At 49.9% G+C, this 22,763-nt stretch carries 17 protein-coding genes; 6 read left to right on the forward strand and 11 right to left on the reverse strand.

Going from position 1 to position 22,763, the window contains the following annotated elements:
• Positions 1–214 precede the first annotated feature (214 nt).
• The 3 genes from CLV83_RS00550 to CLV83_RS00560 all read right to left on the reverse strand — a co-directional run bounded on the left by CLV83_RS00550 (position 215) and on the right by CLV83_RS00560 (position 4,640).
• The gene (locus tag CLV83_RS00550; protein WP_132286006.1) at positions 215–1,507 is read right to left on the reverse strand and encodes an amidohydrolase; all 1,293 of its coding nucleotides are present in this window, start codon (positions 1,505–1,507) and stop codon (positions 215–217) included.
• An 84-nt stretch (positions 1,508–1,591) separates the two neighbouring features.
• Entirely contained in the window at positions 1,592–2,917 is a 1,326-nt protein-coding gene (locus tag CLV83_RS00555; protein WP_132286009.1) for an OprD family outer membrane porin, read from the reverse strand.
• 157 nt (positions 2,918–3,074) lie between these two features.
• A complete protein-coding gene (locus tag CLV83_RS00560; protein WP_165900202.1) occupies positions 3,075–4,640 on the reverse strand; it encodes an alanine/glycine:cation symporter family protein in 1,566 nt (521 codons plus the stop codon).
• Positions 4,641–5,361: 721 nt separating this feature from the next.
• Here CLV83_RS00560 and CLV83_RS00565 point away from each other — a divergent pair.
• The 3 genes from CLV83_RS00565 (at position 5,362) to CLV83_RS00575 (ending at position 9,281) form a co-directional block, all read left to right on the forward strand.
• Positions 5,362–5,841: an Lrp/AsnC family transcriptional regulator gene (locus CLV83_RS00565; protein WP_132286015.1), complete on the forward strand. Its 480-nt coding sequence runs from the start codon at positions 5,362–5,364 to the stop codon at positions 5,839–5,841.
• A 387-nt stretch (positions 5,842–6,228) separates the two neighbouring features.
• A complete protein-coding gene (locus CLV83_RS00570) occupies positions 6,229–7,875 on the forward strand; it encodes a thiamine pyrophosphate-dependent enzyme (RefSeq protein ID WP_132286018.1) in 1,647 nt (548 codons plus the stop codon).
• Positions 7,876–7,907: 32 nt separating this feature from the next.
• Positions 7,908–9,281 (forward strand): NAD-dependent succinate-semialdehyde dehydrogenase, encoded by a 1,374-nt coding sequence (locus tag CLV83_RS00575; RefSeq protein WP_132286021.1) that lies wholly within the window; start codon positions 7,908–7,910, stop codon positions 9,279–9,281.
• Positions 9,282–9,365: 84 nt separating this feature from the next.
• On the opposite strand, the gene CLV83_RS00580 is transcribed toward CLV83_RS00575, so the two are convergent.
• From CLV83_RS00580 to CLV83_RS00590, 3 genes are read right to left on the reverse strand one after another with little or no spacing between them, the layout of a single operon-like run.
• On the reverse strand, positions 9,366–10,556 hold the full coding sequence (locus CLV83_RS00580; RefSeq protein WP_132286024.1) for a pyridoxal phosphate-dependent aminotransferase: 1,191 nt from the start codon (positions 10,554–10,556) through the stop codon (positions 9,366–9,368).
• Between the two features lie 44 nt (positions 10,557–10,600).
• Positions 10,601–11,524, reverse strand: coding sequence for a CobW family GTP-binding protein (locus CLV83_RS00585; protein ID WP_132286027.1), 924 nt, complete (start codon positions 11,522–11,524; stop codon positions 10,601–10,603).
• Positions 11,514–13,151 (reverse strand): amidohydrolase, encoded by a 1,638-nt coding sequence (locus CLV83_RS00590; protein ID WP_132286030.1) that lies wholly within the window; start codon positions 13,149–13,151, stop codon positions 11,514–11,516. The genes CLV83_RS00585 and CLV83_RS00590 overlap by 11 nt, the downstream gene beginning before the upstream one ends.
• Positions 13,152–13,265: 114 nt before the next feature.
• Here CLV83_RS00590 and CLV83_RS00595 point away from each other — a divergent pair, with 114 nt between their 5' ends.
• On the forward strand, positions 13,266–14,156 hold the full coding sequence (locus tag CLV83_RS00595; protein WP_165900203.1) for a LysR substrate-binding domain-containing protein: 891 nt from the start codon (positions 13,266–13,268) through the stop codon (positions 14,154–14,156).
• A 45-nt stretch (positions 14,157–14,201) separates the two neighbouring features.
• Here CLV83_RS00595 and CLV83_RS00600 read toward each other — a convergent pair whose 3' ends face one another.
• Complete coding sequence (locus CLV83_RS00600) at positions 14,202–15,641, reverse strand: sodium:solute symporter family protein (protein ID WP_132286036.1); 1,440 nt, start codon at positions 15,639–15,641, stop codon at positions 14,202–14,204.
• Positions 15,642–17,181: 1,540 nt separating this feature from the next.
• Here CLV83_RS00600 and CLV83_RS22525 point away from each other — a divergent pair.
• Positions 17,182–17,448 carry a hypothetical protein gene (locus CLV83_RS22525; RefSeq protein WP_165900204.1) on the forward strand — a complete coding sequence of 89 codons (267 nt, stop codon included), beginning with the start codon at positions 17,182–17,184 and terminating at the stop codon, positions 17,446–17,448.
• A 171-nt stretch (positions 17,449–17,619) separates the two neighbouring features.
• Positions 17,620–18,273 carry a hypothetical protein gene (locus CLV83_RS00610; RefSeq protein ID WP_132286039.1) on the forward strand — a complete coding sequence of 218 codons (654 nt, stop codon included), beginning with the start codon at positions 17,620–17,622 and terminating at the stop codon, positions 18,271–18,273.
• Between the two features lie 426 nt (positions 18,274–18,699).
• Here CLV83_RS00610 and CLV83_RS00615 read toward each other — a convergent pair whose 3' ends face one another.
• From CLV83_RS00615 to CLV83_RS00630, 4 genes are all read right to left on the reverse strand, one after another.
• Entirely contained in the window at positions 18,700–18,894 is a 195-nt protein-coding gene (locus tag CLV83_RS00615) for a hypothetical protein (protein ID WP_132286042.1), read from the reverse strand.
• A gap of 174 nt (positions 18,895–19,068) precedes the next feature.
• Positions 19,069–19,455 (reverse strand): H-NS histone family protein, encoded by a 387-nt coding sequence (locus CLV83_RS00620; RefSeq protein ID WP_132286045.1) that lies wholly within the window; start codon positions 19,453–19,455, stop codon positions 19,069–19,071.
• A 101-nt stretch (positions 19,456–19,556) separates the two neighbouring features.
• A complete protein-coding gene (locus tag CLV83_RS00625) occupies positions 19,557–20,042 on the reverse strand; it encodes a hypothetical protein (RefSeq protein ID WP_207894644.1) in 486 nt (161 codons plus the stop codon).
• A 2-nt stretch (positions 20,043–20,044) separates the two neighbouring features.
• Positions 20,045–22,762: a hypothetical protein gene (locus CLV83_RS00630; RefSeq protein ID WP_132286048.1), complete on the reverse strand. Its 2,718-nt coding sequence runs from the start codon at positions 22,760–22,762 to the stop codon at positions 20,045–20,047.
• Between the last annotated feature and the right edge of the window lies 1 nt (position 22,763).

Genomic DNA, 22,763 nt, shown 5'->3' on the forward strand with positions numbered 1-22,763 from the left:
TTGACAGCCTCCAATAGGCTAGCAAGAGCAAAGAACCACAAGATTACTTTTACCAGGCAGATTACCCTACCTCCAAATTAGCTGTTGGCGGCAAGGCCTCATTCTCGATGCATCCCTGAGGTCATTATGTGTGTAGGAATCCGGGCGATTCATTTAGGCCTGTAGATTGTCGAAAATAAAACTGGGTTATGGCGCCCAAAGGGCGCCTTTGACCTCAGTTGTTTGACAGGAAGTCTAAAGTCACTTTCGTCATCGCGCTTACGCCAATCGGCAAGGCTTTTTCATTCACAACAAATTTGGGGGAGTGATTCGGGAATACCTGATCAGGTTGATCCGGTGCGGCTCCGAGGAAGAAAAACATTCCAGGTACTTGCTCAGCGTAGAAAGAGAAGTCTTCAGAACCAGTTAAAGGTTTGGCCTCATTGACCTCGGCTACCTCGCTCAGGGAAGGAGTCATCTGCCTTGTCAGTTCAGGGTTGTTGTAGGTTACCGGGTAGTAGGGAGTGATTGTCAGGTCAGCGCTGCCGCCGCCACTTTCCGCGATATTGTGTACAGTGCGCTCCATGTATTCATGTATCGTCGTTTGTGTTTCAGGATCTAGGGTACGCACTATTCCTTCCATTTTGACGTTGTTTGGAATGATATTCGCCCTAACGCCGCCTTCAATCTTCCCGACTGTGATAAGTGAGGCCGAGTTGGTGAAATCTAGCTGACGAGAAGGAATCGTTTGTAGCCCGGTGATGATCTGGCCAGACAGTGTTACAGGATCAATGCCTAACCAGGGCATGGCGCCATGTGTCTGTTTTCCGTTTACGCTGATTTCGAAGCCATCTGAGGAGGCTAGGATACCGCGCTCGCGCACTTCGATAGTTCCAACAGGGCTGGGCATTACATGCAGACCGAAGACCGCGTCCGGTGTAAGCTCGGCGAACAAACCTTCCTCCAGCATTAGTTTAGCGCCACCTTCTTCGCCAGGAGGAGCACCTTCTTCAGCTGGTTGGAAGATAAACATAACGGTACCATTGAGCTCATTCTTAAGCTCGGCTAACACCTCTGCTACACCCATCAGTATCGCTGTGTGTGCATCATGACCACAGGCGTGGGCGACGCCAACCTCTTTGCCCGCAAAGGTGGTGGTGACTTTAGAGGCGAAAGGTAGACCGGTATCTTCAGTCACTGGCAAAGCGTCCATGTCTGCACGCAGTGCGACGACAGGGCCTTCTTTGGCTCCACGCAAAATACCCACTACGCCGGTGTGAGCAACACCTGTTTCGACCTCGATACCAAGACCCTTGAGGTGATTGGCAACTTTTTCAGCGGTACGAAACTCGCGGTTACCAAGCTCCGGATGCTGGTGAATATCGCGACGCCAGTCGATAACCTGAGGCATCACATTTCTGATAAGTGTGTCGACGTGTATAGCGTCTACGGCAGCCTGTGACTGCGCCACGAGAAAGGTGCTGGATAAAGCTGAGGTCAGCAAGGCTCGCTTAAGTGTTGGGATCATCAGTATATAAACCTCATTTAAAGGATGGTTTAATTAAGCTCGGCGCAGGACGAAGGGGAAGCCCTGCGCCGAGAGTTTTGCAAATCAGAATGTCCGGCTATAGGCGATGTACAGTCGATTGACGTCTTTGCGTTCCAGGCCCGCAGGCCCCAGGGGGTAAGCTGTACGGTTTACACCATCGATCTCGCCCTCGGCGCGGTGAGTACTGTGCATCCAGCTTAGGTTGAGGCCTTTAAAGGCGCCGGGGAAGTCGTAGCTGAGTACGCTGGTGAAGTCATGGCGCTTAAAGTCTCGGAACCCCTTGGCATCATCAGAAAACCAGACGCCCGCGTTCCAACGTAGCCCCGGTACGCCGAAGTGACTAAAATCAACCATACCGAGGAGGCTGATAGCATCCTCACCCTCTAGACCAAACCAAGACCAAGCGTATTGGTTGTGGGTGTCCCACTGCCGGAATTCCTGTTCGACGAGGTTATAATTCCAGTCGCCTCCCTGTACGTTGGAATAGTTCAAGCTTAGGGCAATGCCGGGCAAACGGTAGCCCAGGCTCAGTTCATGGTAGCTAGCGCTTAGATCGTCATTGAAGAAAGATAAAAACGGAGCGGAGGCATCCTGGTTGTAAAGATCTCCCACGCTGTCCAGCGTGCCATAGCTTAGTCCGAACATTAGTGAATGCTGGTTTTGTAACGGCAGCATATAGCGGGCACGGGCCATGCGTTCACGGATGTAATCCTCAGATTCAGCTTGGGCTGCCTCAAGTGACAGGCCGTTTGAAAAACGATACTGAGCGCCGAAGTAGCGAAGGCTGTCGATGCGTTCACCACTGTAGTTAGTCAACGGTTCGCCCCAGTCATCTTCGTTACGCTGACTCATCTTGTTCAGCTCCGTGAAATAGAGCTGCAAATTGCCAAGTTTGGCATTGAGGTCATAACCCACCGAAGTGGCGTCAATGATTCGAGTAGTGTTGTCTTTGTACACAGGGGCGAGTCGGGCCTTCTTGCCGACGCCTGCGCTGAGAATGAACCCCTCGCCTTGATACCGGGTTTCGATATAGGCTGTTTGTGTGCCCAGAAGTCCGTCAGGCTCCCCGTCTCTATCGTTATCCGAAAGGTTTGTAATGTTAGTAGCGCTAGAACCGATATTTAGGTTGTCTGCCGCGATTGCTCCATACTCGAATCTGATCCAGTCATCAATAAATCCTGAGTTATACTCGAGCAGGGCCGCCTGTATCCACTCATCGCGATCAGCGCCCCAGACCCGTCCGTCGTCGCCGCGCTGAGCGGATTCGTTCCAGTAGTAGTTTTTGTATGTCAGTTTGAGCTCGTCGCCGTCGCGTAACACATCGGCATTGGCATTGAAGGTTAGTGGTAGCAGCATACTAATTGCCACAGGCAGAAGTTTGCGATTCATTTCGGTTAGTTCCTTATCTGTCTAAAAAGCAGGGGACAGTCTTGTGCTGACCCAAAATTCAGGTGCGATCAGGCCCGCCACCGAGGGGAATCCGGTGGTGGTACCTTGGGTTGCTAGAGTTTTCGTTGGTGAAGCGCTGGAACGCCTCACCTTGGATTTAGGTGTCCTGACTGGTGTGCAGGGGGGGAGGAGAACTCTCTTGAGAGGTGGCGCGTTGAGCGTCGTGTTGTTTGACGTATTTGAGAAACTTACGACGCTCATCACGAACAATAGAGGCGAGCATGTAGACACCGATCAGATTGGGAATGCAGATCAGTACTACGAGGGTATCCATCAGATTAACGATGAGTTCTAGTTTGAGCATCGACCCAGCCACAGTTAGGCAGAGGAAGATTGCGAGGTAGAGATGACGTACCAACTTGCGATCACCGAATAACATGCTGCTTGCGGTCATGCCGTAGTATGCGACAACGAGCACTGTTGAGAAGGCAAATAAGCAGATTGATATCGCTAGGGCATAGGGAAACCAAGGGAAAACACTAGCATACGCCGCAGAGGTCAGAGCGACCCCGCTAAGCTCGGTATTTGTATAAGTACCTGTAACGACTATCACTAGCGCCGTCATGGTGCAAATAATGACCGTATCGATAAATGGCTCTAGGAGGGCAACGTAGCCTTCGGCTGCGGGGAAGCGGGTCTTGGCTGTGGCGTGAGCAATAGAAGCAGTACCCATGCCCGCTTCGTTAGAAATTAGAGAGCGGATTATGCCCTGGGTTACGGCACCCCAGAAGCCACCTGCTGCGCTATCCAAGTTGAAGGCAGCTTCAAAAATGACCACGAATGCGTGTGGAATCTCGTCTATGTGGTAGGCCAAGACTATGAGAGACGTACCGACGTAAAACACCGCCATAAATGGCACCAGCTTGTCCGCCACGCTCGCGATGCTTTTAATACCGCCAATGACGATGGTGCCGACTACTAGGGCAAAACCGATGCCAAAGATCCAACTGTTTTGAGCCAGAAAGCTATTTTCTCCAACCACAACAGCTACTTGCGTATAGGCTTGGTTTACCTGATACATATTAGTGGATACAAATGTGGCGAGGGTAATCGCCAGAGCGATAAAGGTAGCCAGGATAATTCCCAGTCGGGGCATACCCTTTTCAGCAAAGCCCTTGCGAATGTAGTGCATTGGACCGCCGGAGACGCTGCCATCGGCATGAATGTCACGGTATTTAACCCCTAGGGTACACTCCGCGAATTTGGTGGCCATGCCGAAGAATCCCATCAGGACCATCCAGAAGACTGCACCAGGGCCGCCAACGGCAATTGCAATAGCAACGCCGGAGATGTTGCCCAGGCCAACAGTGACAGACAGGGCTGAACTAAGTGACTGAAAGTGGGTGACTTCACCAGGTGCATCAGGGTCGTTGAACTCACCCTTGATCAGGCGGTAGGACAATCTGAGTGAGCGGAACTGCAAAAACTTGAAATAGACCGTGCAGAACAGCGCTCCGGCTATTAACCAGAGAATGATGATAGGTACCTGTGTGCCACCGAGCGGGACGGAGGTGAATACCAGGCCCATGAAGCCATAGATAAGGCTTTGGGCTTGTTGATGCAGATCGTTTATCGCGCCATTCGCCCAAGCGGGCGGCGCGAATAGGGTGATGGCAAATGCCGGCAACAGCCAGCGGCAGGCAAGTAGGATCTTTGCTCTCATTGTATGCAACTCGTACATCGGTTTAGTCGCCAATAAAATTGACGAGCTGTGTAGGTACCACTCCAGTCTGGAGTGGTACCGCTCGAGTTTTCAAATCTTCTGAGCTAATTAACAACCGATAATTGATTTGGTTATTTAGCTAACTAGAAGAGTTGATGTTCTTATGTTTTTTCTTTTTGCATGAGGGGCAAAATATCTATTGGTCCGTTTATGACGGAACTTTAGTTTTTATTGCAATTCAGAATAGCAAAACTTGGACGCAGTTAATTTTCGTTTTGTAAGTGCTTTTAATTGATAAATGGGAGGTACTTGCAAGGTTGTTTTATTTGATGAAAGAAAATTGCATCAAGCTGCATGCGGGGTGGTTTTAGGATTCGAAAGTTGGATTCTTCAGACGCAAAGCGCAGTACGTTGAAACAGTGACGGAAGAGGGGGGGATGAAAGCTTAGCCCTCGGCTTCGCTGAGAGTCGTTGGAGCGGTTTTACGGAAGGGGAACCAATGACTGGTACTGGGCGGGATTATTAGGTTTGCCGCGACACTTCAGTCATCAGACTATGCCTGACCAACCCCGTGGGCCGGATGCACTGGTGCGCGCAGGCTAGAGCTGTTGATGTGTGTTCCTGTTAAGATTGCGTCTATCCGTGGGGTATAATACAAAAGCGGCACGGATACTTTTGCTAAGTAGTGTACCGCCTCTTCGTCTCTTGCCAGAGCATAGATATGACACCTCTCGACCGAATTGATCTCAACATCCTGCATCAGCTTCAGAACGACGCGAGTCTTTCTAATGCGGCGTTGTCGGAACGCATCAACTTGTCGTCTTCGCAATGCCACCGGCGAGTCAAAAGGCTTGAAGAGGAAGGCTATATTGCCCGCTACGTGGCGTTACTTGATCGTCAGAAGCTTGGCTTGCAGGTACAGGCAATTCTAATCATCAAGGCGAGCAATCTGTCGCCGCAAAGTAAACAGGCGTTCAAGGACGCGATTAGCCAGTACGACATGGTCACCGAATGTTGGGCTATTGCTGGCGATAAAGACATCATGGTGCGTATCGTAGCTCCCAGCCTTGATGAATACTCGCGCTTCCTCAGCGAGAAGATTTTCAGTCTTGAGCAAGTCTCCAGTGCGGAAACCCACCTGCTGCTGGATAGCTTGAAGTACACCACCGAGATTCCGCTGCCGTCCCCGACACTGTCGTAACACCTGATTGCGGGTGCTGCCGAGTCAGTCATCTTCTCCAGACTTCAGGTAAAGTAGTCAATAGGAACGCATTCGCTGGAAACTGCACCCACTGAGCCGTAGAAAGGCAGAACCGGTGCTACTCCCGATCATTATATCGTCCTTGATGAGTCCGTTTAAAAAATTTGAACTGCTTGTCTCGGTGGGAGAAATAAAACGGCCGCCCCGGGGGCGGGCTAAGAGTTCGTCGCTGGCATTCAAGTGGATAAAGGCAAGAGCATACTTCGATAGATTCCCAAAAGTTTAATGTCATTGGCTTATCGAACGAGAGATATAAAGCATTATCCAGATTCAAAACTCGATCCTAGCATGTTGCCTGATATACGGCTGAAAAATAGGAGTGAGTAAATGAATAAGAACCATGCCGGTCAGGCCATCGTAGATTCTTTAGCGTTACATGGCGTAGAGCGAGTATTTGTAGTTCCCGGGGAGAGTTATCTTGCGGTCTTGGATGGACTTCATGACTCTAACATTGACACGGTAGTTTGCCGCCACGAGGGTGGTGCAGCTTACATGGCGGAAGCCCACGGAAAGTTCACGGGTAAACCGGGTGTCGCGATGGTAACCAGGGGACCCGGGGCAGCGAATGCATTTGTCGCGTTGCACACTGCTTGGCAGGATGCTGTGCCGATGGTCTTATTCGTTGGACTCATCCCCGTAGCTGACCGCATGCGTGAGTCATTCCAAGAGTTTGATCCCTATGCGTGGTTCGGCACTCAGTGTAAGCGCGTTTTCGTACTGGATGAGGCGGAGCGCGCGTCTGAAGTCGTTGCGGAAGCGTTCTTTGCTGCTAGTTCTGGACGGCCTGGCCCGGTTGTAATCGGGTTACCAGAAGATGTAATCACACATGAAGTAAGTGATGCGCTGCATCCGGTACTTCCTGTCGCAGAAGGGGCTATTTCGTCTGGCGAGCTGGAGGAACTGAAGGAGCTGCTACTTGCAGCGCAGCGTCCGCTGCTCTTTATTGGGGGGCAGCGCTGGACAGTTGAAGCGGCCTCTATGGTTACCCGGTTTGCCGAGGAGAACGGCATTCCGGTTATTCATGATTGGAGGGCCGCTGACCGGGTTCCATTTCACTCTCCCGTCAATTGTGGCTCGCTAGGCTATGGGCGAACTGAGATGACGCTTTCGATGTTTGAGGACGCGGATGTCCTAGTTGCTATCGGTACTGTACCCGGTGACGTGTCTACCGAAGGCTATACTGCTCGCCAGGAAAATGATCGAACCAATATTCTCGTTAATATCGATACAAGTTTACGTGGTCGAAGTGGCGCGGTTACCCGTCATTTTGTCGCGTCGCCTGTCGCCTTCGCCGAAGCTGTGGTTGACCTCCAACTTGGTCGTTCGACTGACTGGGAAAACTGGCGCTCAGAGGGTCGTGCAGCACATGCGGCTGCGTCGATTATACCTGCGTTGGATCAACTGCCGGCCACGGCGCCCGGTACTGCGCACATGAGCGCGGTGGTTAAAGAGGTTGTTGCACGTCTGCCGGAGGACGCCGTGTATAGCTTTGGTGCAGGCAACCACTGTGCCTGGGCGCAACGTTATTTCCCCACCAATACCTTCCCGAGCCAGCTCAGCACCCGCAACGGTTCTATGGGATACAGCGTCCCGGCAGCGATTGCTGCCTCGTTGGAAAGCCCTGAGCGAATAAGCGTAGCGGTTGCCGGGGATGGAGAATTCATGATGAATGGCCAGGAAATAGCCACTGCCGTGCAATATGGCGGGGCGATGTTGATCCTGGTAATGGATAACGGTCAGTACGGCACAATCCGCGCCCACCAGGAAGCCTTCTTCCCCGAGCGTGTTAGTGGGACCCAGTTATCCAACCCCAATTTTGCTGCGCTGTGCCGTGCCTACGGTGGCCACGGAGAAACAGTTACATCCAATAGTGACGCCGCAGCAGCGGTCGAAAGGTCGCTCAGTGCAGTGAAGGAAAAGGGGATACCCGCCCTTATACACGTTATCACTGATCCTCTTCACGACCTTCCCTGAACCTATCTAACAAGAACAAATGGAGTGATCGGATGACAATGTATGCTGTAACTAATCCCGCCACGGGGAATATGGTAAAAAGTTTCACCCAGGCAACGGACGAAGAAATTCGTCAAAAAATCGCACATGCTCACCAGGCTTACCGGGAATGGCGTAGCAGTAGCCTGGATAAACGTACCAAGCTTCTAAATAGAGTCGCCGACCTTTATGAGGAGCGACGTGATTTACTGGCCGCCATTATTACCCGTGAGATGGGAAAACCACTGTTCCAGGCCGGTATTGAAATAGATATTGTCACGTCTATCTATCGCTACTATGCGAATAACGGCCCAGAGTTTCTGGCCGATGAGCCAATTGCTCTGGATGGTCCGGGCAAGGCCATGATTCGCAAGGAAGGTATGGGTGTATTACTCGGCATCATGCCGTGGAACTTCCCTTACTACCAAGTTGCGCGGTTTGCAGCGCCCAACATCATGAATGGTAATTCCTTGCTGCTTAAACACGCGCCACAGTGTCCGGAGTCGGCAAAGGCGATGGAACAGATATTCCTTGATGCGGGGGCCGCGGAAGGCCTATATATCAATGTCTATGCATCCAATGAGCAAACCGCTGACATCATTGCGGATCCGCTGGTTCAGGGTGTATCCCTCACGGGGTCTGAACGTGCCGGCAGTGCAGTTGCGGAGGTGGCAGGGCGACACCTGAAGAAAGTAGTGCTTGAGCTCGGGGGCTCTGACCCTTTTATCGTGCTGTCCGATGCCAATATGGAAACCGCAGTTCAGCAAGCTCTCCTGGGCCGTTTTGCTAATGCGGGTCAGGCGTGCAACGCGGCTAAACGTATCATCGTAGAAAGCAGTGTTTACGATGAGTTTCTGGCCGCTTTCACACAAGCCGTGGAAAGCATCAAAGTTGGGGACCCGATGGCCGATGACACTTTCATGGGGCCTCTGTCATCGGAGCTTGCTGTAGAGAGTCTGAACGCGCAGGTGCGAGATGCTATCAATCAGGGGGCTAGGGTAAATACAGGGGGCTATCGGATTGAACGCGCCGGTGCTTGGTTCATGCCGACCATTCTCACGGGTGTTACGTCTGAGATGCGCGTTTACCGAGAGGAGCTGTTTGGGCCGGTCGCCATTGTCTTTAACGCAGAGGACGAAAACGAAGCAGTACGTCTAGCTAATGACTCAGCTTATGGTCTAGGTGCGGTTATTCAGTCAACCGATATCAATCGGGCTCGCCAGTTGGCTGACCGTTTGGACGTTGGCATGGTTAATATCAACGAAGCGCCGGGCTCTGCTCCTGAAATACCATTCGGCGGGATAAAACGATCTGGATTTGGTCGAGAGTTGGGCCGCGATGGTATGGAGGAGTTCGTTAATCGTAAAGTGGTACGCATTGGGGAATGATTTCAGACAGACATCTAAAAACCCCGCCGTATTAACGGCGGGGTTTTTTAATGGTCAGTCCAATCGCTGTAAAGCAATATCAATTCAAGCGCTAACCGGTGTAATTGAGTGCTCTCGGGCGCAGGCATCCATGCGGCGGCAGGCCTCGCGAAGCTGTTCCGTATCGACCGTTAAACTGAGGCGAACAAAACCGGCACCAGAGGGGCCAAAAGCCTCGGCTGGCAGCACCGAAACGTCGTAGTTATCAAGCAGTGCCTGACTGAAAGCCTTGGATGAAAGGCCAGTCTTGCGTACGTCGATCATCAAGAACATGCCTGAGGGAGGACGCACGGCACGCAGCCATCGGCTCTCAGAAAGGGTGTCGCATACCGTATCGCGTCGATTACGGTAGGTCTCTTTCATAACGTCCAGCTCTGGATGAGCCTTGGACAGGGCCTCAACGGCGGCGTCTTGTAAGAAACTCGGGCAACCGTACAGCATGCATAGCGACAGGTTGAATATATGATCGATAAGCGCCCGTGGACCCATGACCCAGCCGAGTCTCCAGCCTGTCATTGCATGTGACTTAGAAAGGCTACTGATCACGACCGTACGATCTGCAATTTCTTCAAATCTAGCGGGGCAAAGATGTTCGCCCTCGAATATCAGCTCAGCATAAACCTCATCTGATACCAGCCAGATGTCATGTTTTTTGCACAGCGCTGCGATCTTTTTCCATGTCTCGGGACCGATCAGTTGACCGGTCGGATTGTGTGGACTGTTCAGCATCAACGCACGTGTCCGGGGGGTGATAGCTGCTTCGATGAGCTTGGGGTCCAATCGGAAATCAGAGTCAGGGTTCATCGGAACTCTTACGATTTTTGCATCGGTCGACCGGACCGCAGGTTCATAAGTCACATAGGTAGGCTCAGGAATAATTACTTCATCTCCTGGGTTAAACAGGCACTGAGCTACCGCGTATAGACCATTCTGTGCACCGTGCAGAATGATGACATTTTGCGGATCAATGTCCTTAACACCTTGATTACGGTGATATTCTGCAATGACTTCCCGTAACGCCAGAGAGCCGCGCATATCTGGATAATGGGTGTGGCCATTACGCAAACTATTGACGGCGGCTCCCACGATTTCCGTGGGAGTATCGAAATCAGGGTCGCCCACAGACAGTATGGTTACCTCCTCTCCCTGGGCTCGGCGCTGAAGTGCTTGGATATGTATATCCCAGGCTGCCGTTCCTTCTCCGGCAATGCGGCTGGTAAGTTGAGAGAACTGCATTTATGTCTCCTGTGGTTCAATGTAAGCGGGAGGTGTACTCCGCTCTAGAGGTCTCCAAGAGACCTTATTGCGGAGCACGCCTCGTCGAAACGCTTGCCGGGAATGCCGATAAGCACGAGCTGGGCCTGGGCCGGTGGTTTTACGCTGGGAAGCCAGCGCACCTGCCCGCCGCTGAATTGGAGCAGCTTTGGGCGACTCTGGTCTCCACAGACTAGAAAGCCTTTCGCGCGAATTACCACGTCAGCGTAGTTCTTCAGCAGGGACGTTAGTCGCTCTGCATCAATTGCGCACAAGAGGGTTAATGTGGCGCTGGCCCAGCTATGTGAATTTTTAGTCGAAGTGGGTGCTGTATGCGTGGACTGCGATGCTGGCGTTGGAGCTGGGGCACCGTTCGGTAATGGGAGCTCGAGCCTTGCTGCGCTAGGGTTGAGTGAATTGAGAAGTGTATCAAGGCTCTTCACAAATTCCGCTTCATCTACTAGACGGTTCAACAGAAGTCTGTCGGCAACTGCAATCTGTTCCCGCCATATTTCGCCGATCTGGGGGTGTTTTGCATTTACCAGTGCTTGGCTGGCGTCGACAACACAGATGACTTCCTTAAGAAAAAGCTCATGGGAAACCCTCGCGATGTCGGCGATTCGAGCCGGGTTCGCAACACCACTGGCCTCGATAACAATAGCGGAAGGCCGTGGTGTAAAACGTAAAGCTTCTGCAAGCTGCTCGGCAAGGGAACCGCCGAGGGTGCAGCATACGCATCCGTTGGTAAGGTTGATAATACGATCATTTTGGTAATCGATCAGTTCGCTGTCGATATTGATGTCACCGAAATCGTTCACCATTATCAAGGCGTTAGGGATACGCCTTGAATGTATCAGTTGATTGAGATACGTGGTTTTTCCCGCTCCCAGAAATCCACTTAAAACCGTCATCGGGATCGGTTCGCAGCCTTCATTTAACTCAGGCTGCATGGACCCGTCCCCCTAAAACGGTAGCGATTACCTTAATGTCCCTGAGATCCTCCGGATCGGCAGACAAAGGGTCTTGATCGAGTACTGCCATATCAGCGAATTTGCCAATTTCCAGACTACCTATCAGGTGGTCCAGTCTCAGAGTGTAGGCCGCGCCAATCGTGATCGCCTCCAGTGCCTGTTCCACGCTGATGCGTTCATATGGGCCGAGTACCTTCCCTGAAGCCGTTTTTCGTGTACACGCCACGTAAGCTGTGAACAATGGACCAAGCGGCGTGACAGGCGCATCACTATGGATCGCTAGAGGGATGCCGTGGCGGAGTACGGATGCTGCCGGATTGAGGCGCTGGGAGCGTTCCCAACCAAGCAGTGTTTCGGCGTGCTCATCGCCCCAGAAATAGATGTGATTGGTCAAAAGGTTCATGCAAACCCCCAGAGCTTTGGCACGTCGCATTTGTGCCTGATTGGTGATCTGGCAGTGGTGTAGCGTATGACGGTGATCAAAGCGCGGCCACATTTCGAGTGCCTCTTGCAATATATCGAGCATTACCTCGACCGCTTCGTCACCGTTAGTGTGAATCTGGAGATGTGCACCTGCTTGGTGGTAAGCGTGTACGATCCTTCGCAGCTCTTCCGGTGATGCGTTCCAGGCACCGTTACCCGTGCCATTGTGGTAGTAGGGCCACTTCAGTCGGCAGGTGAAGGCTGGCATTGAGCCGTCAGACATGACTTTTGCCAGCCCGAAGTAAAGCCGATCATTGTTCAGATTGCCTACAGATGCGAGCCGCTCAACTCCTTCTTCGATTGGGCGTCCCAGTGTACTCATCGCAGGCACCAGGCGGATCGGGAAATTTTCCTCCTGCGTAACCGTTTGTAATGACTGGATACCTTCGTCTGTTAGCGGGTTGAAAAGGTCGGTGGCGGTGGTGACACCGGCAAGGCTAGCCGCCTGTCCAAAACGGCGAAGAGTCTCTGGCTTGGATACCATGTCGAAGAGATTAACCCCCAGGCTTGCATGCACTGCATGCATGGCTGCCATCTCTTTTATTGAGCCGCTTGGCTGCCCACTTTCGTCGAGCATTACCCCTTCGATGTTGGTATGAGCTCCCAAGCCAGCGCCTTCGATCGCGGCACTGTTTATGGTCATGGCATGGAAAGAAAGGTGTACGATGACGACCGGGCGATCGCCTACGGCGGCATCCAGGGTGTGCCGGTCGATGATTTCGTCGTGAAAGAAGATCGGGTCAAAGCCCCAGGCGATAATCGGTTCACCTGCTGGAAGTGTTTGAGCAGCCTTTTTAAGGCGTTCCTGTAGACTGCTAGTATTTTGTATTCCCGCCCAAACCATGCCTTCAGGATCACGGCGGTCATAAAAACCCAGGTAAAGATACTTCCATAGCGCGCCTTCATGGGCGTGACAGTGACCCTCGACCATCCCCGGCATGATGATGTGATTGGCAAAGCGATCATCATGACGAATTGTACCTAGGTTACCAGCCAGCTCACTGATGGTTTGTGCATTTCCCACAGCCAGAATACGACCATCTTTAACCGCGATATGTGTTGCCTCTGGCAGAGACGGGTTCATGGTTATGACTTTGCTCGCGCTGAATACTGTGGTCGTCATTGTGTTACCTTACAATTACTGAGTTATCTTTAGTGGTGATCTCTGATTATCTGGAAGGAAAATGGGGAAGTATAATGTTGAAGATTTATCCTATGATGCATGAGATTTATCACTGTGCGTGTTGAAATTCGGCAGTTAAAAGCTTTCCTAGCCGTCGCGGAAAGACTGCATTTCGGTCAAGCCGCCGCCGCTTTACATCTAACTCAACCTGCACTCAGTCGAACAATCCAGCAGTTGGAGGAGGCTATTGGCGAAGACCTTCTGATTCGAAGTAATCGGAGTGTCTCGTTGACTGAAGTGGGCAAAGTGTTCATGGAGAAAGCTCAACGCATCGTTGACGATCTTGATGAGGCAATCGAGATCGCCCGCCAGGCAGGGCGGGGCGAACATGGAATTCTGCGTATAGGCTATACCGATATCGCTATCCTGGGCGTGCTCCCGCGGATAGTACGTAATTTTCGAGACATCTACCCGAATGTGGATATTCAGTTAATCCACCTGCCCAATGTTCCGCAAATACAGATGCTCGGTGAAGATAAGCTCGATATCGCGTTTGTTTCGGGGATGATGCCGGTTGACGGTTTTGAAAGTCGTGAAGTTAAAAGTGATCGCTTCGTGGCATTGCTGCCATCCGATCATCCTTTAACTGAACGTAGTTCACTGAGTCTTGACGACCTGAAAGATGAACCTTTTGTAATAGGTGAGATGAGGACATGGAGAGATTTCAGGCGGAACTTGGATGCGCTGTTCCTCGAACATGGTTTTGAGCCACATGTGATCCAGGAAGCGAGTAATAGTCAAGCTGTTTTTGCATTTGTCGGGGCAGGAATGGGGGTCAGTATACACATTGAAACGGCCGGGTATCGGGCTGGTGATAATCTGGCGGTTCGTCCGCTGCACGATGTTAATACGACTTTCCAAACTTCAGCGGTATGGCTGGGAAGTGCCGATTTCGCTCTTAAACGTCGCTTTTTGGAGCATCTCGAGAAAGAGCTCGTTAATTGAAAAGCCAGGCTCGCTGAGGGGATGGTAACGAGCCTGGGGTTAAGCTTAGGCTTCGTTTTTGGCCAGCGCCGGTTCTCCCTGAGTACGCTCCAATAGCATTACCGAAAACAAGGTGAGCGTAGAAATCGCAACGCCTATGAACACTGGGCTCCAGTTAGCGGACTGCCCTGACAGCTGCCACGCCAGTGAGGCAATCAGTCCGAACCACATGGCACTTGTGCCTGCGCGCCGACTCGGACGGCTCCAGAGAACCCCCAGCAGCAAAGGTACTAGCAGACTGGAGACGAGTATCGCTGAGCCCGTAATCCAGAGTTGAATCAGGCCCGGAACGGCCATTGCTAGAGTTAATGAAATCACTGCCATGATGATGACGGCCCCCCGGCTGCAAAGAAGCAGCTGCCTGTCGGTGGCACCTTTGAAATTGGGGTGGATAAAGTCGCTGACGATGGTGGATGCACCTGCAATAAAAAACGAGTCAGCGCATGACACAACTGTGGCGATCAAGGTTACGAGCATCAGTACGAAAAACCAGAAGGGCATCGCTTCCTGGATTACGTGGTAATACACCATTGAGGCGGGCTCAGAGACGATGCCTAGACCTACTTTAGCGAGTGCCCCCGTCGAGATGATAACCAGGCCTGTTATCAGTAGGAGAATACAGGACAACCAGTAAGCTTTCACTGTGGTGTTGAGGTCGCGTGCAGCCCAGATTCTCGACCAAAAATCCTGGCGTACCAAAACGGCAGCGCCGATGGTGAATACGAATATAAAGATCTTGTACGGGGACATGCTGGTTAAAACGAATAGCGCTTGTTGGCCCGTCGCTTCAGCTCGGCTCGCTATTTCACTCCAGCCTCCTGAGAGAAAGTAGACCGCAGCAAATAGAGATAATATGCCCAGGGTTTGTATCGTGCCCTGTACAGCGTCAGACCAGACAACGGATGTGAATCCCCCGAGATAGGTTTTTAATGTCAGGAGGGCGCACGCCAACAAAATCCCTTGAGTCATTTCCAGGCCAAATAACAGCTTGAAGATCGTTGCGAGTGCGATGAACTGCATTCCGGTCAAAGCGGATATGGCAACGAGATTCGCAATAGAGGCAGGGTAGCGTGCTAAGGGGCCGTAACGTACAACGGCATAATCGCCAACGGTATAAAGTTCGTGTTTATCGCCGACCTTACGTAAGCGTTTGACGAAAAAAATGGTGAAGAGCAATAACATGCCGTTCAGGGCAACCAGCATCCAAATCTGGCTCAGGCCTATACGATATCCATCGGCCATCAAGCCAAGGAGCATAGCTCCGCCTATAGAAGTACCTAAAATGGTCAGGACCATTGGTACTAGTGGCATGCTGCGACCTGCTAAGTTGTACTCAGCGTAAGTGTTTATCTTACGATAAAAATAGTACGCATAAAGCAAAATAAATACGCCGTAAACTCCAGTTATGGTAATGATTATCGGCAGCTGGTTATTGGGTATTTCCATTGTTAGGTCCTTAAATTATTTTTTTTATGAGGTTTTTTATTTTCATTATTTTTTTTTGCTGAAATAATTTCATACAAGCCGAATATAAAAAACGTGAGTTCATCGTAGACCTTTAATTAACTATATTAATTGGTTTTAGTTTCATGAGGGGGCTTGTTTGAAGTTTTATTTTTATAAGTTGGTTTTATCGTATAAAACTACGCCCTAATCGGTCGCATTGAGTTTTGGTATAGGCTAATCTGTCACTTTTTATGATGGCTTTATGCTTTTGTATTAGATTTTTCTGAAGAAAACATATACTCAGACTTATGTATGTCCGTTTCAAAACCGTTATATAGACAATTATCAATCATAATTTAGGTTCTGTATTAAATTTATTTTATGACTCGTTAGTACAGGAGTCGATTTCTCGTAAAGAGCCTACAGATAAAGCCATGCTCTATACAACATATAAATGCTGTGTAAACGATGCTTTTTATTTATGGGGTGATGAGTTAATTTTATCGTAGAGTTTTTTTGTAGAACATTAAATCTTGATCTAACCATAATGGTTTTATGGGAGAATCTTTAACTTCTTTATAGAGGGTATAAAGCGCATTGATGTAAATGCACCGCGAAAGTGGATGAATGCTAGAAAGCAAAGCCATCGCCAGCGATCAGGTTACGGGGGCCGGCTTCACGTACGTCTATCTCTTATCCCGATGCTGAGCGCCTTTGTATCAATAACGCTCATCGGTTCAGGGGGCCATCCAGCTAATCGAATCTGACGCTGTCGAGTGTCAGACGAGAAAGGGTAACGAGAGCACTGAGAATACCGATCGACGTTCTGTGCAGGGGGGAGGCTGTAGTGATTGTCTTTGCAAGCGTTAAGGGCTGTTATGGTTCTTAAGGATTGCGAAGGCAGTCGTTAACGCAGAACTGTTCCCGGCAACATACGCTGAGCGCCAACGACGCGGGTGGGGGGGAAAAGGGTGACCTTGTGTACCTGAGATCGAGACCCGGATCCCGTGGCGTTTTACGAAAGAAAGGCTATGACGCTTACTGGCGGGGCCTAAGTCTTAGCGCAAATCCTTACCCCTGGTAGCTAGGAAGGGCTTGGCGTTCGATCTCATGCGACCTGAGCGTATTGCTGTCGCGGCGCAAACCGTCGAGCTTGCGGGCTACGCCTAGAAGGCCTGATCGCCCCGAACATCACGCATCTATAGGGTTTTAGCGGTGATGGGGGTTTAGCTTGTACCGACTGGCTGACCCATTAATTCCTTTTGGTTCTTTATTTTAGGATAAAAGCGAAAATAAATCATAGATGTAAAATTAGCTAGAACTCTAATAGAATTTGCTATCTATTTAATTCTATTGAATTATTTCAAGCCAAACGGAATCAGCCAGTTAAGTTAATCGCCGGGTTACTCAATAGAATTTATCAATACATTATCCGTTTTATGTTGGTTTATAAAATATATTAAACTTATTTATGCCATCTTTGACGAATATTTAACTACATCCTAGTGTTTCCTCGACGAAAACGAGAGGAGACCGTCTCATGTCTACACACCCCGCGCTAAACCTCGCGGCGACACCGCTCTTTGGCGCCGTCATTTCCAGCGCGTGGCTACGCGTCAACGAGATTGCCGAGCCGTATCGCTACTACCTCGTGGCCGACATGCTCAAAGCAAAAACTGATGCGCTGTTCCGGAGCGCCGACGCTGAACTCTGTCTCCGCTCGCGCGATTATGTCGCCTGGCCCCTTCTCGCCTGCCGTCTTGGCTTGGGGCAGTGCAGGTCGGGCAGGGCGGTTACCGGCGCATAGGCCCCGTGCGCGTCATGGGCGTTCAGATAAATTGTTATTTTTATTTTTATTTTTATTGTTATTTTTATTGTTATTTTTATTGTTATTTTTGTTTTTGATTTTGTATAATCAAAATCGTCGAGGAATGGAATTCCTCTTAAAACACACGTATTCAAGGACTGAATAAATAACATGGCTTACCGTAAAACCAATCACACCCTTACCCTCGCCAATCACACCCTCACTGTTAACGGGTTGGATATTGAGTATGACCGCGATCAGCCGGATCTGGCGCAGGTTATTGCCGACGTTGAAGGGCCTGACTGCAACGTGTCGCTCGTGTTCCAAATGCGGGACCCCTTTCAGGACGGCCGCACGAAACTTGACTTGGCCCCGACAGAGGCTGGCAACGACGAAGACAACGCAATGTTGGCTCGCGCCTTGGGCATCACGGATCTGGATGACTTCGAAAACCAGCTTTATCGCGATCTCTTCGCGCCGCTTATTAGTTTCGTGCGGGAGCAATTTGAACTGTGCATTGAGCGCGAAAACGCCCAGCAAGATGCGGACGCGGAAGTGAATTCCACGTTCCAAATGGCGTTTGGCAATGGCTACAATAACCGCTTTTGCGCTGTAAATAAGGGTTTTCTGGATGTAACCAACGAGCGCGGGGATGAGTTGGCTCACTTTGCGATCGATGATGATCTTGAACAGAAACTCGTGACAATCGCGGAAACGTACGCAGAGGCGGATGTGCGCCGCACGGTGCAGGTGCTTGCGTTGGCGGATGAGGCCAAAATAGACCGCGAGCTTTCCCGCCACGGCGGCCCTTGGCTGGGGTATTGATGAATGGGGGTTCCGATCTACTGGCCACGACCATGGAGGTTGACACATTCTTGTGTGAACAGTTTGACTGATTGGTAACGGAGCACAACTTCAAAAGTTCGATCGACTTATAGATTTTTGCACGTGACGGATTCGCCGAGTAACCCAACGAACAGGTTGGAAGACCATCGTCAGAAATTCTGCGCATAAGTTGCATTCTTTGCCATATGTCGGCTATGGCGGCCACAAGCAACGAATATGTGTTGTGGGACGATATGCCTCAAAGCCTCAGAGGCAAAGGCTACTTCAACCTGGAAGCAGAGACCTGTGCCTCCGTTGAAAAGAACGGTACTCAGCCCGCAAATCTCAAATCTTTGTAACTGTCCGCACGGTTTTCTGGCCACCAGCTTGGAGAATAGGTGGGCTAGGATTCGTTGATAACTAGATTCAGATCGTATTGATCAATACGATCTGCCACGCGATATGCGAATAGACCTCAATCGCACTGGTGCTGTGGGAGTGCTGCGCGTCAAGAAAAGCCGGGAGTTCCATGACTAAATTACAATCGGTTTTTTCTCGCTTTACAGACGTCTTCGTTTGAATCCAGCCACAACGGGCCTTGTGGGTGTTTGTAGCACTCATGGAACCAGTTCCTCCAACAATCTGTATTTACATACTCTTTACTTTTAGTTATTTTAAATATATTTTAAATGTCTGTGTATATAGAATTCTGCTTAATCCTATTTAGATTAGGTAAAATGTCAGTACATACAAGCACCCAAGTTTCTGAGAGTCTAATATTCTATTTTTGAAGGCTTAGATAATTTTAAGATCTTCGATATTTCCGCCTCGTTCCTCATAATCTCGAAAGACTACAGGTTTTCGCCCTCGTCCAGACCATTCGTTTGGCTTGCCGTCTGATCCAATTAGCCTGTATTTCGGTTTTACCTTCGGGTGAGAGTTGGATTCGTTTAGATCTGCGAAGTCCTTAAGAGAGAGTCCTGCTTCTATCATTTTCCTCTGAATGTCATGAATGGCTGCTATACGGGCTTGCTCCTCGTATTCTTTGTAAGCCTCTATGGCTTTAGCGTGCTCTAGAATGTCAAATAGGTCAGATACTACTTTTTCAAGCTGTGCACTATCGAGATCTTTTACCGCTTTGCGGAGTGAGTTTTTGCGTCTTAGTGTGCTAATGAAATCCATCAAAATATTTCCTATGTGACAATAATTACCAAAAAATTATGTCGCTGAAGGCAATATAATACGTAAAAGCCGTTGATCGGATTTTGGTGCATTAATCTTTGCTATTTGCTTGCCTTACTTTTTTTCATTGCCCTCAAACGTGAAACCACCTGATTGTTTTGCAGTTTCGGTTCTTCTTTGGGCTTCATGTTAGCGCGAAGCAGAGGAGAGCTCTCCATGAACAGGTCTGGATCAATGTTGTTGCGGCGAGCTATCAAGCACGCGTAGGCTAGCTGCTCATGCGCCCGGTCTCGTTCTTTTCTGAGAGAAGCAATTTGCTCTTTCAGTTGCTCAATTTCTTGGTCTTTCCTACTCTTCTGTGAGCGTTCCAATGAGTAGGAAGCTTTCGAATTCTTGTACTGCCTAACTAGGTTTCGGACACGTTTAAACTCGTCGTTGAACTCCTTGTTACGCATGAACGTTTGTTTACTGGCACCGACGTTCTCGATGAAGTAGTCCCATTTAAAAAGGGTGGGATCTATCAGCTCACGCTCGAACTGACTAAGGAGCTGGTAAGCTTGGTCCCATTGTTCTTTACTGGTCGCCATAATTAGTCGCCTCCACAACCAAAGGGGCAGTCGTCTGGCAGAGAGCCCTCCTCTTCGAAGGGGGCTATTTCAGTGGTCTTCTTCGAGGTGGAGGCTAGAAGTCTATTCGAATAGTCGAAGACTTTGTTGATATTTTCAACCAGCGTAGCGTGCCGAAGTATGTGCTTTTCAGCGGCAGGGTTACCAGCATCAAACACATCAAGAAGGCGCGAGATTTCTTTTTCGGACTTATCTTTCTCATTCGCCAGAGTTACGCGCATAGCCGCATCCCGAGTATCGAAGATGTAGCGGCTACAGCCGTTGCCTTCATTGCCGACAAGGCACCCCATGTTGAACTCGCAGGGGTTAAGGTTGAGTGAGCCAACGCACATCCCGCAAGGTGTATGCTGGGCTGTTTGTACTGTTTCGTTCAAGTACTCATCGATTTCTTTAGCAGGAATATTCTCATGCTGCATTTTGCGCACTGTTTGCGGTATTGCGCCCAAAAAGCGCGTTTGGTTCTCCTGCATGGCCTCGCCTAATATTTTTGCGCGTTCCGTACCTGTATTGTGGTCGTAATGATCTAACTGGGAGGCTTCACGGCCCATGTAGCGGTTGACTACCTCTGCTTCCAATCCAGCACGGAGCATTGATGTGGTTTTCCAGTGCCGTCCATGATGGCTACTCCAAGATTTACGAATATTATCTGGCACATCGACATCGTATCGCTCAAACATCGATTTGAAGCGATCGTTGCCGTGCATTGCGTAGGATAGTGCTTGATAACTCAGGATTTCTGGCACCAGGCTGTTAGCGTTGCGAGACATGAGTCTGCACCGTAAAAACAGGAAATCAGAGACGTTTTGTTCCACGCTGAAGGCTTTCGATGTAATCATCACAGCGGTTCCAGTGAACGTTGCTTCCTCCTCTTGATCCTTCTTGTCCTGTTCCCAAACCTCTTTTTCGAGTGCCAAGTTCGATGACGTAAAGGTCTCAAAGAGCATGCTGTGAATCGACGTGATATCAATGGTGAATCCTTCGTTCACACTGTATCGAATGTGGGAGTTTTCCGTCTTTACTTTGGCGTATATTTTCTGCTTGTCGTTGATTTTGAATAAAGGGTTTTGAGCCTGAAAAGATTTAAGGCTTCCAGCCTTTGTCCTGGAAAATAGAAGGGGGATTTCTGGAAAAAGTTTGTTAAATGAGTAAAGATCGATCTTCGTATAGGGGTCAAATCCGCCAAGAGCATAATCTCTGAGTTTCGCAGCAGCATCGTTCCGGCTCATCACAGCAGGTGCACGTCCTTTGCCAGCGAAATTTTCGGGATTAAAAGTATAGCAGGTCGCCGTGCTTCCATCGGCTGTTTTAGTTAGCGAGGATATTGTTTTGTCACCTGAGTTAAAACGATAAACGTCCCTCGCGTGAAGGATGCTTAGAAACTCTTGTTCGGTAATGTGACTAGCCCTATACTCGACCTGATCATCGACAAATATTAGTATGGATCGACCCGAAATCGTATATGAGCTTTTTTTTGGGTCGATCGGATGAACGGTTAGATTAAGACCCCACTTTGTATAGTATTTAACCTTGTCTGCCGTAGACTTTGCCTGAGAATAAATTGGAAGAATACTTTGTAAATCATCAAGGGAGTATTCCATCTCGGGCTTAATCGCGAGCTTCAGCGTCCAGGTATTCGTCGCTTCCACGCGTTTTTTTGAGAGGTAGTCATCAAGCTCCTGAACCAGCGCTTGAGCATCGGACTCGCGCTCTTCCCGCCATCTATCTAGACGGGTATCTACTTCGGATAGACGTTGGTTTTTCTCAAGCTCTCGAGCTCTTTTTCGATAGATGTCTGTCAGGTTTTTGATGCGATCAACGACTTCAATAACCAACTCTCGCCAGATAGTCGGTACATAGGGTGCGCGTGCCTGCTGGCCTTTTTCGGTGTACACACGACAGCGTAGATCTGGGCCATCCCAAAACAAACAGTCATGGGGGATTCGAAGTATCTCGCCGGCTCGAAGTCCTAGCGCGTAAGCAAACACTTGTGTGTAAACACAGAGCGTGTCTGAAATCGCTCGATCACTACCGTCGAAGGATTCTTCGACTTTCCAACGCAGCGCTATGATGGCACGAATGAGCTCAGGTAGAGGCATTTTGCCCGTTTTCGCTTTCGGGCCGACCTTCTCTTTCACGCTCTGATCTTTAATAGGACTACGAAGGTCAATAACTGACCTCAAGACATGGGCATCGGACAGGAATTGGATGAATAGGTTTAGGTCCTGGATAACGCTGGTAGGGTCCTTTGATCCTTCCAAGATCGTATGGAATGCCGTGTGATAAGATTCAGAATTGATCTGATCAAGGGCAGTGATTCCCGATTGAATCATGGTTGGGACGAAGTTACGCAAGGCTATCACCCGAGACTTGGATAATGGCTCTTTACGTGTTCTAGACTTGAATAGCTTATCGGTGACGAAAGCTTTTACAAGTTCGGTAACCTCGGGATCCCAGTCGAGGCGGTGCTGATTCGATCGGCGGCCTTTAGGTAAGGTGTTGAACCATACCGTTTCGCCGCGATATCGCCAGGATGTGTCTTCGTAGTTGCCGATCAGGTATGGGTTTGATTTCAGAACCAGAGGGAACTGTTCGCGAGCGCGTTGAATCAAGCGTTCGTAGTTCTCCCGAATTGATTTAAGGCGCTTATCACCAAACGCGATTATATTCGTGCTTACGTTCATG

This window comes from Marinobacterium mangrovicola (genome assembly GCF_004339595.1).
GTDB classification, from domain to species: domain Bacteria; phylum Pseudomonadota; class Gammaproteobacteria; order Pseudomonadales; family Balneatricaceae; genus Marinobacterium_D; species Marinobacterium_D mangrovicola.

What these genes read in the sequence shown, in the direction of transcription:
- CLV83_RS00550 (WP_132286006.1), bottom strand. Translation starts at nt 1,507, where the DNA reads ATGATCCCAACACTTAAGCGAGCCTTGCTGACCTCAGCTTTATCCAGC.
- CLV83_RS00555 (WP_132286009.1), bottom strand. Translation starts at nt 2,917, where the DNA reads ATGAATCGCAAACTTCTGCCTGTGGCAATTAGTATGCTGCTACCACTA.
- CLV83_RS00560 (WP_165900202.1), bottom strand. Translation starts at nt 4,640, where the DNA reads ATGAGAGCAAAGATCCTACTTGCCTGCCGCTGGCTGTTGCCGGCATTT.
- CLV83_RS00565 (WP_132286015.1), top strand. Translation starts at nt 5,362, where the DNA reads ATGACACCTCTCGACCGAATTGATCTCAACATCCTGCATCAGCTTCAG.
- CLV83_RS00570 (WP_132286018.1), top strand. Translation starts at nt 6,229, where the DNA reads ATGAATAAGAACCATGCCGGTCAGGCCATCGTAGATTCTTTAGCGTTA.
- CLV83_RS00575 (WP_132286021.1), top strand. Translation starts at nt 7,908, where the DNA reads ATGACAATGTATGCTGTAACTAATCCCGCCACGGGGAATATGGTAAAA.
- CLV83_RS00580 (WP_132286024.1), bottom strand. Translation starts at nt 10,556, where the DNA reads ATGCAGTTCTCTCAACTTACCAGCCGCATTGCCGGAGAAGGAACGGCA.
- CLV83_RS00585 (WP_132286027.1), bottom strand. Translation starts at nt 11,524, where the DNA reads ATGCAGCCTGAGTTAAATGAAGGCTGCGAACCGATCCCGATGACGGTT.
- CLV83_RS00590 (WP_132286030.1), bottom strand. Translation starts at nt 13,151, where the DNA reads ATGACGACCACAGTATTCAGCGCGAGCAAAGTCATAACCATGAACCCG.
- CLV83_RS00600 (WP_132286036.1), bottom strand. Translation starts at nt 15,641, where the DNA reads ATGGAAATACCCAATAACCAGCTGCCGATAATCATTACCATAACTGGA.
- CLV83_RS22525 (WP_165900204.1), top strand. Translation starts at nt 17,182, where the DNA reads ATGTCTACACACCCCGCGCTAAACCTCGCGGCGACACCGCTCTTTGGC.
- CLV83_RS00610 (WP_132286039.1), top strand. Translation starts at nt 17,620, where the DNA reads ATGGCTTACCGTAAAACCAATCACACCCTTACCCTCGCCAATCACACC.
- CLV83_RS00615 (WP_132286042.1), bottom strand. Translation starts at nt 18,894, where the DNA reads ATGAGTGCTACAAACACCCACAAGGCCCGTTGTGGCTGGATTCAAACG.
- CLV83_RS00620 (WP_132286045.1), bottom strand. Translation starts at nt 19,455, where the DNA reads ATGGATTTCATTAGCACACTAAGACGCAAAAACTCACTCCGCAAAGCG.
- CLV83_RS00625 (WP_207894644.1), bottom strand. Translation starts at nt 20,042, where the DNA reads ATGGCGACCAGTAAAGAACAATGGGACCAAGCTTACCAGCTCCTTAGT.
- CLV83_RS00630 (WP_132286048.1), bottom strand. Translation starts at nt 22,762, where the DNA reads ATGAACGTAAGCACGAATATAATCGCGTTTGGTGATAAGCGCCTTAAA.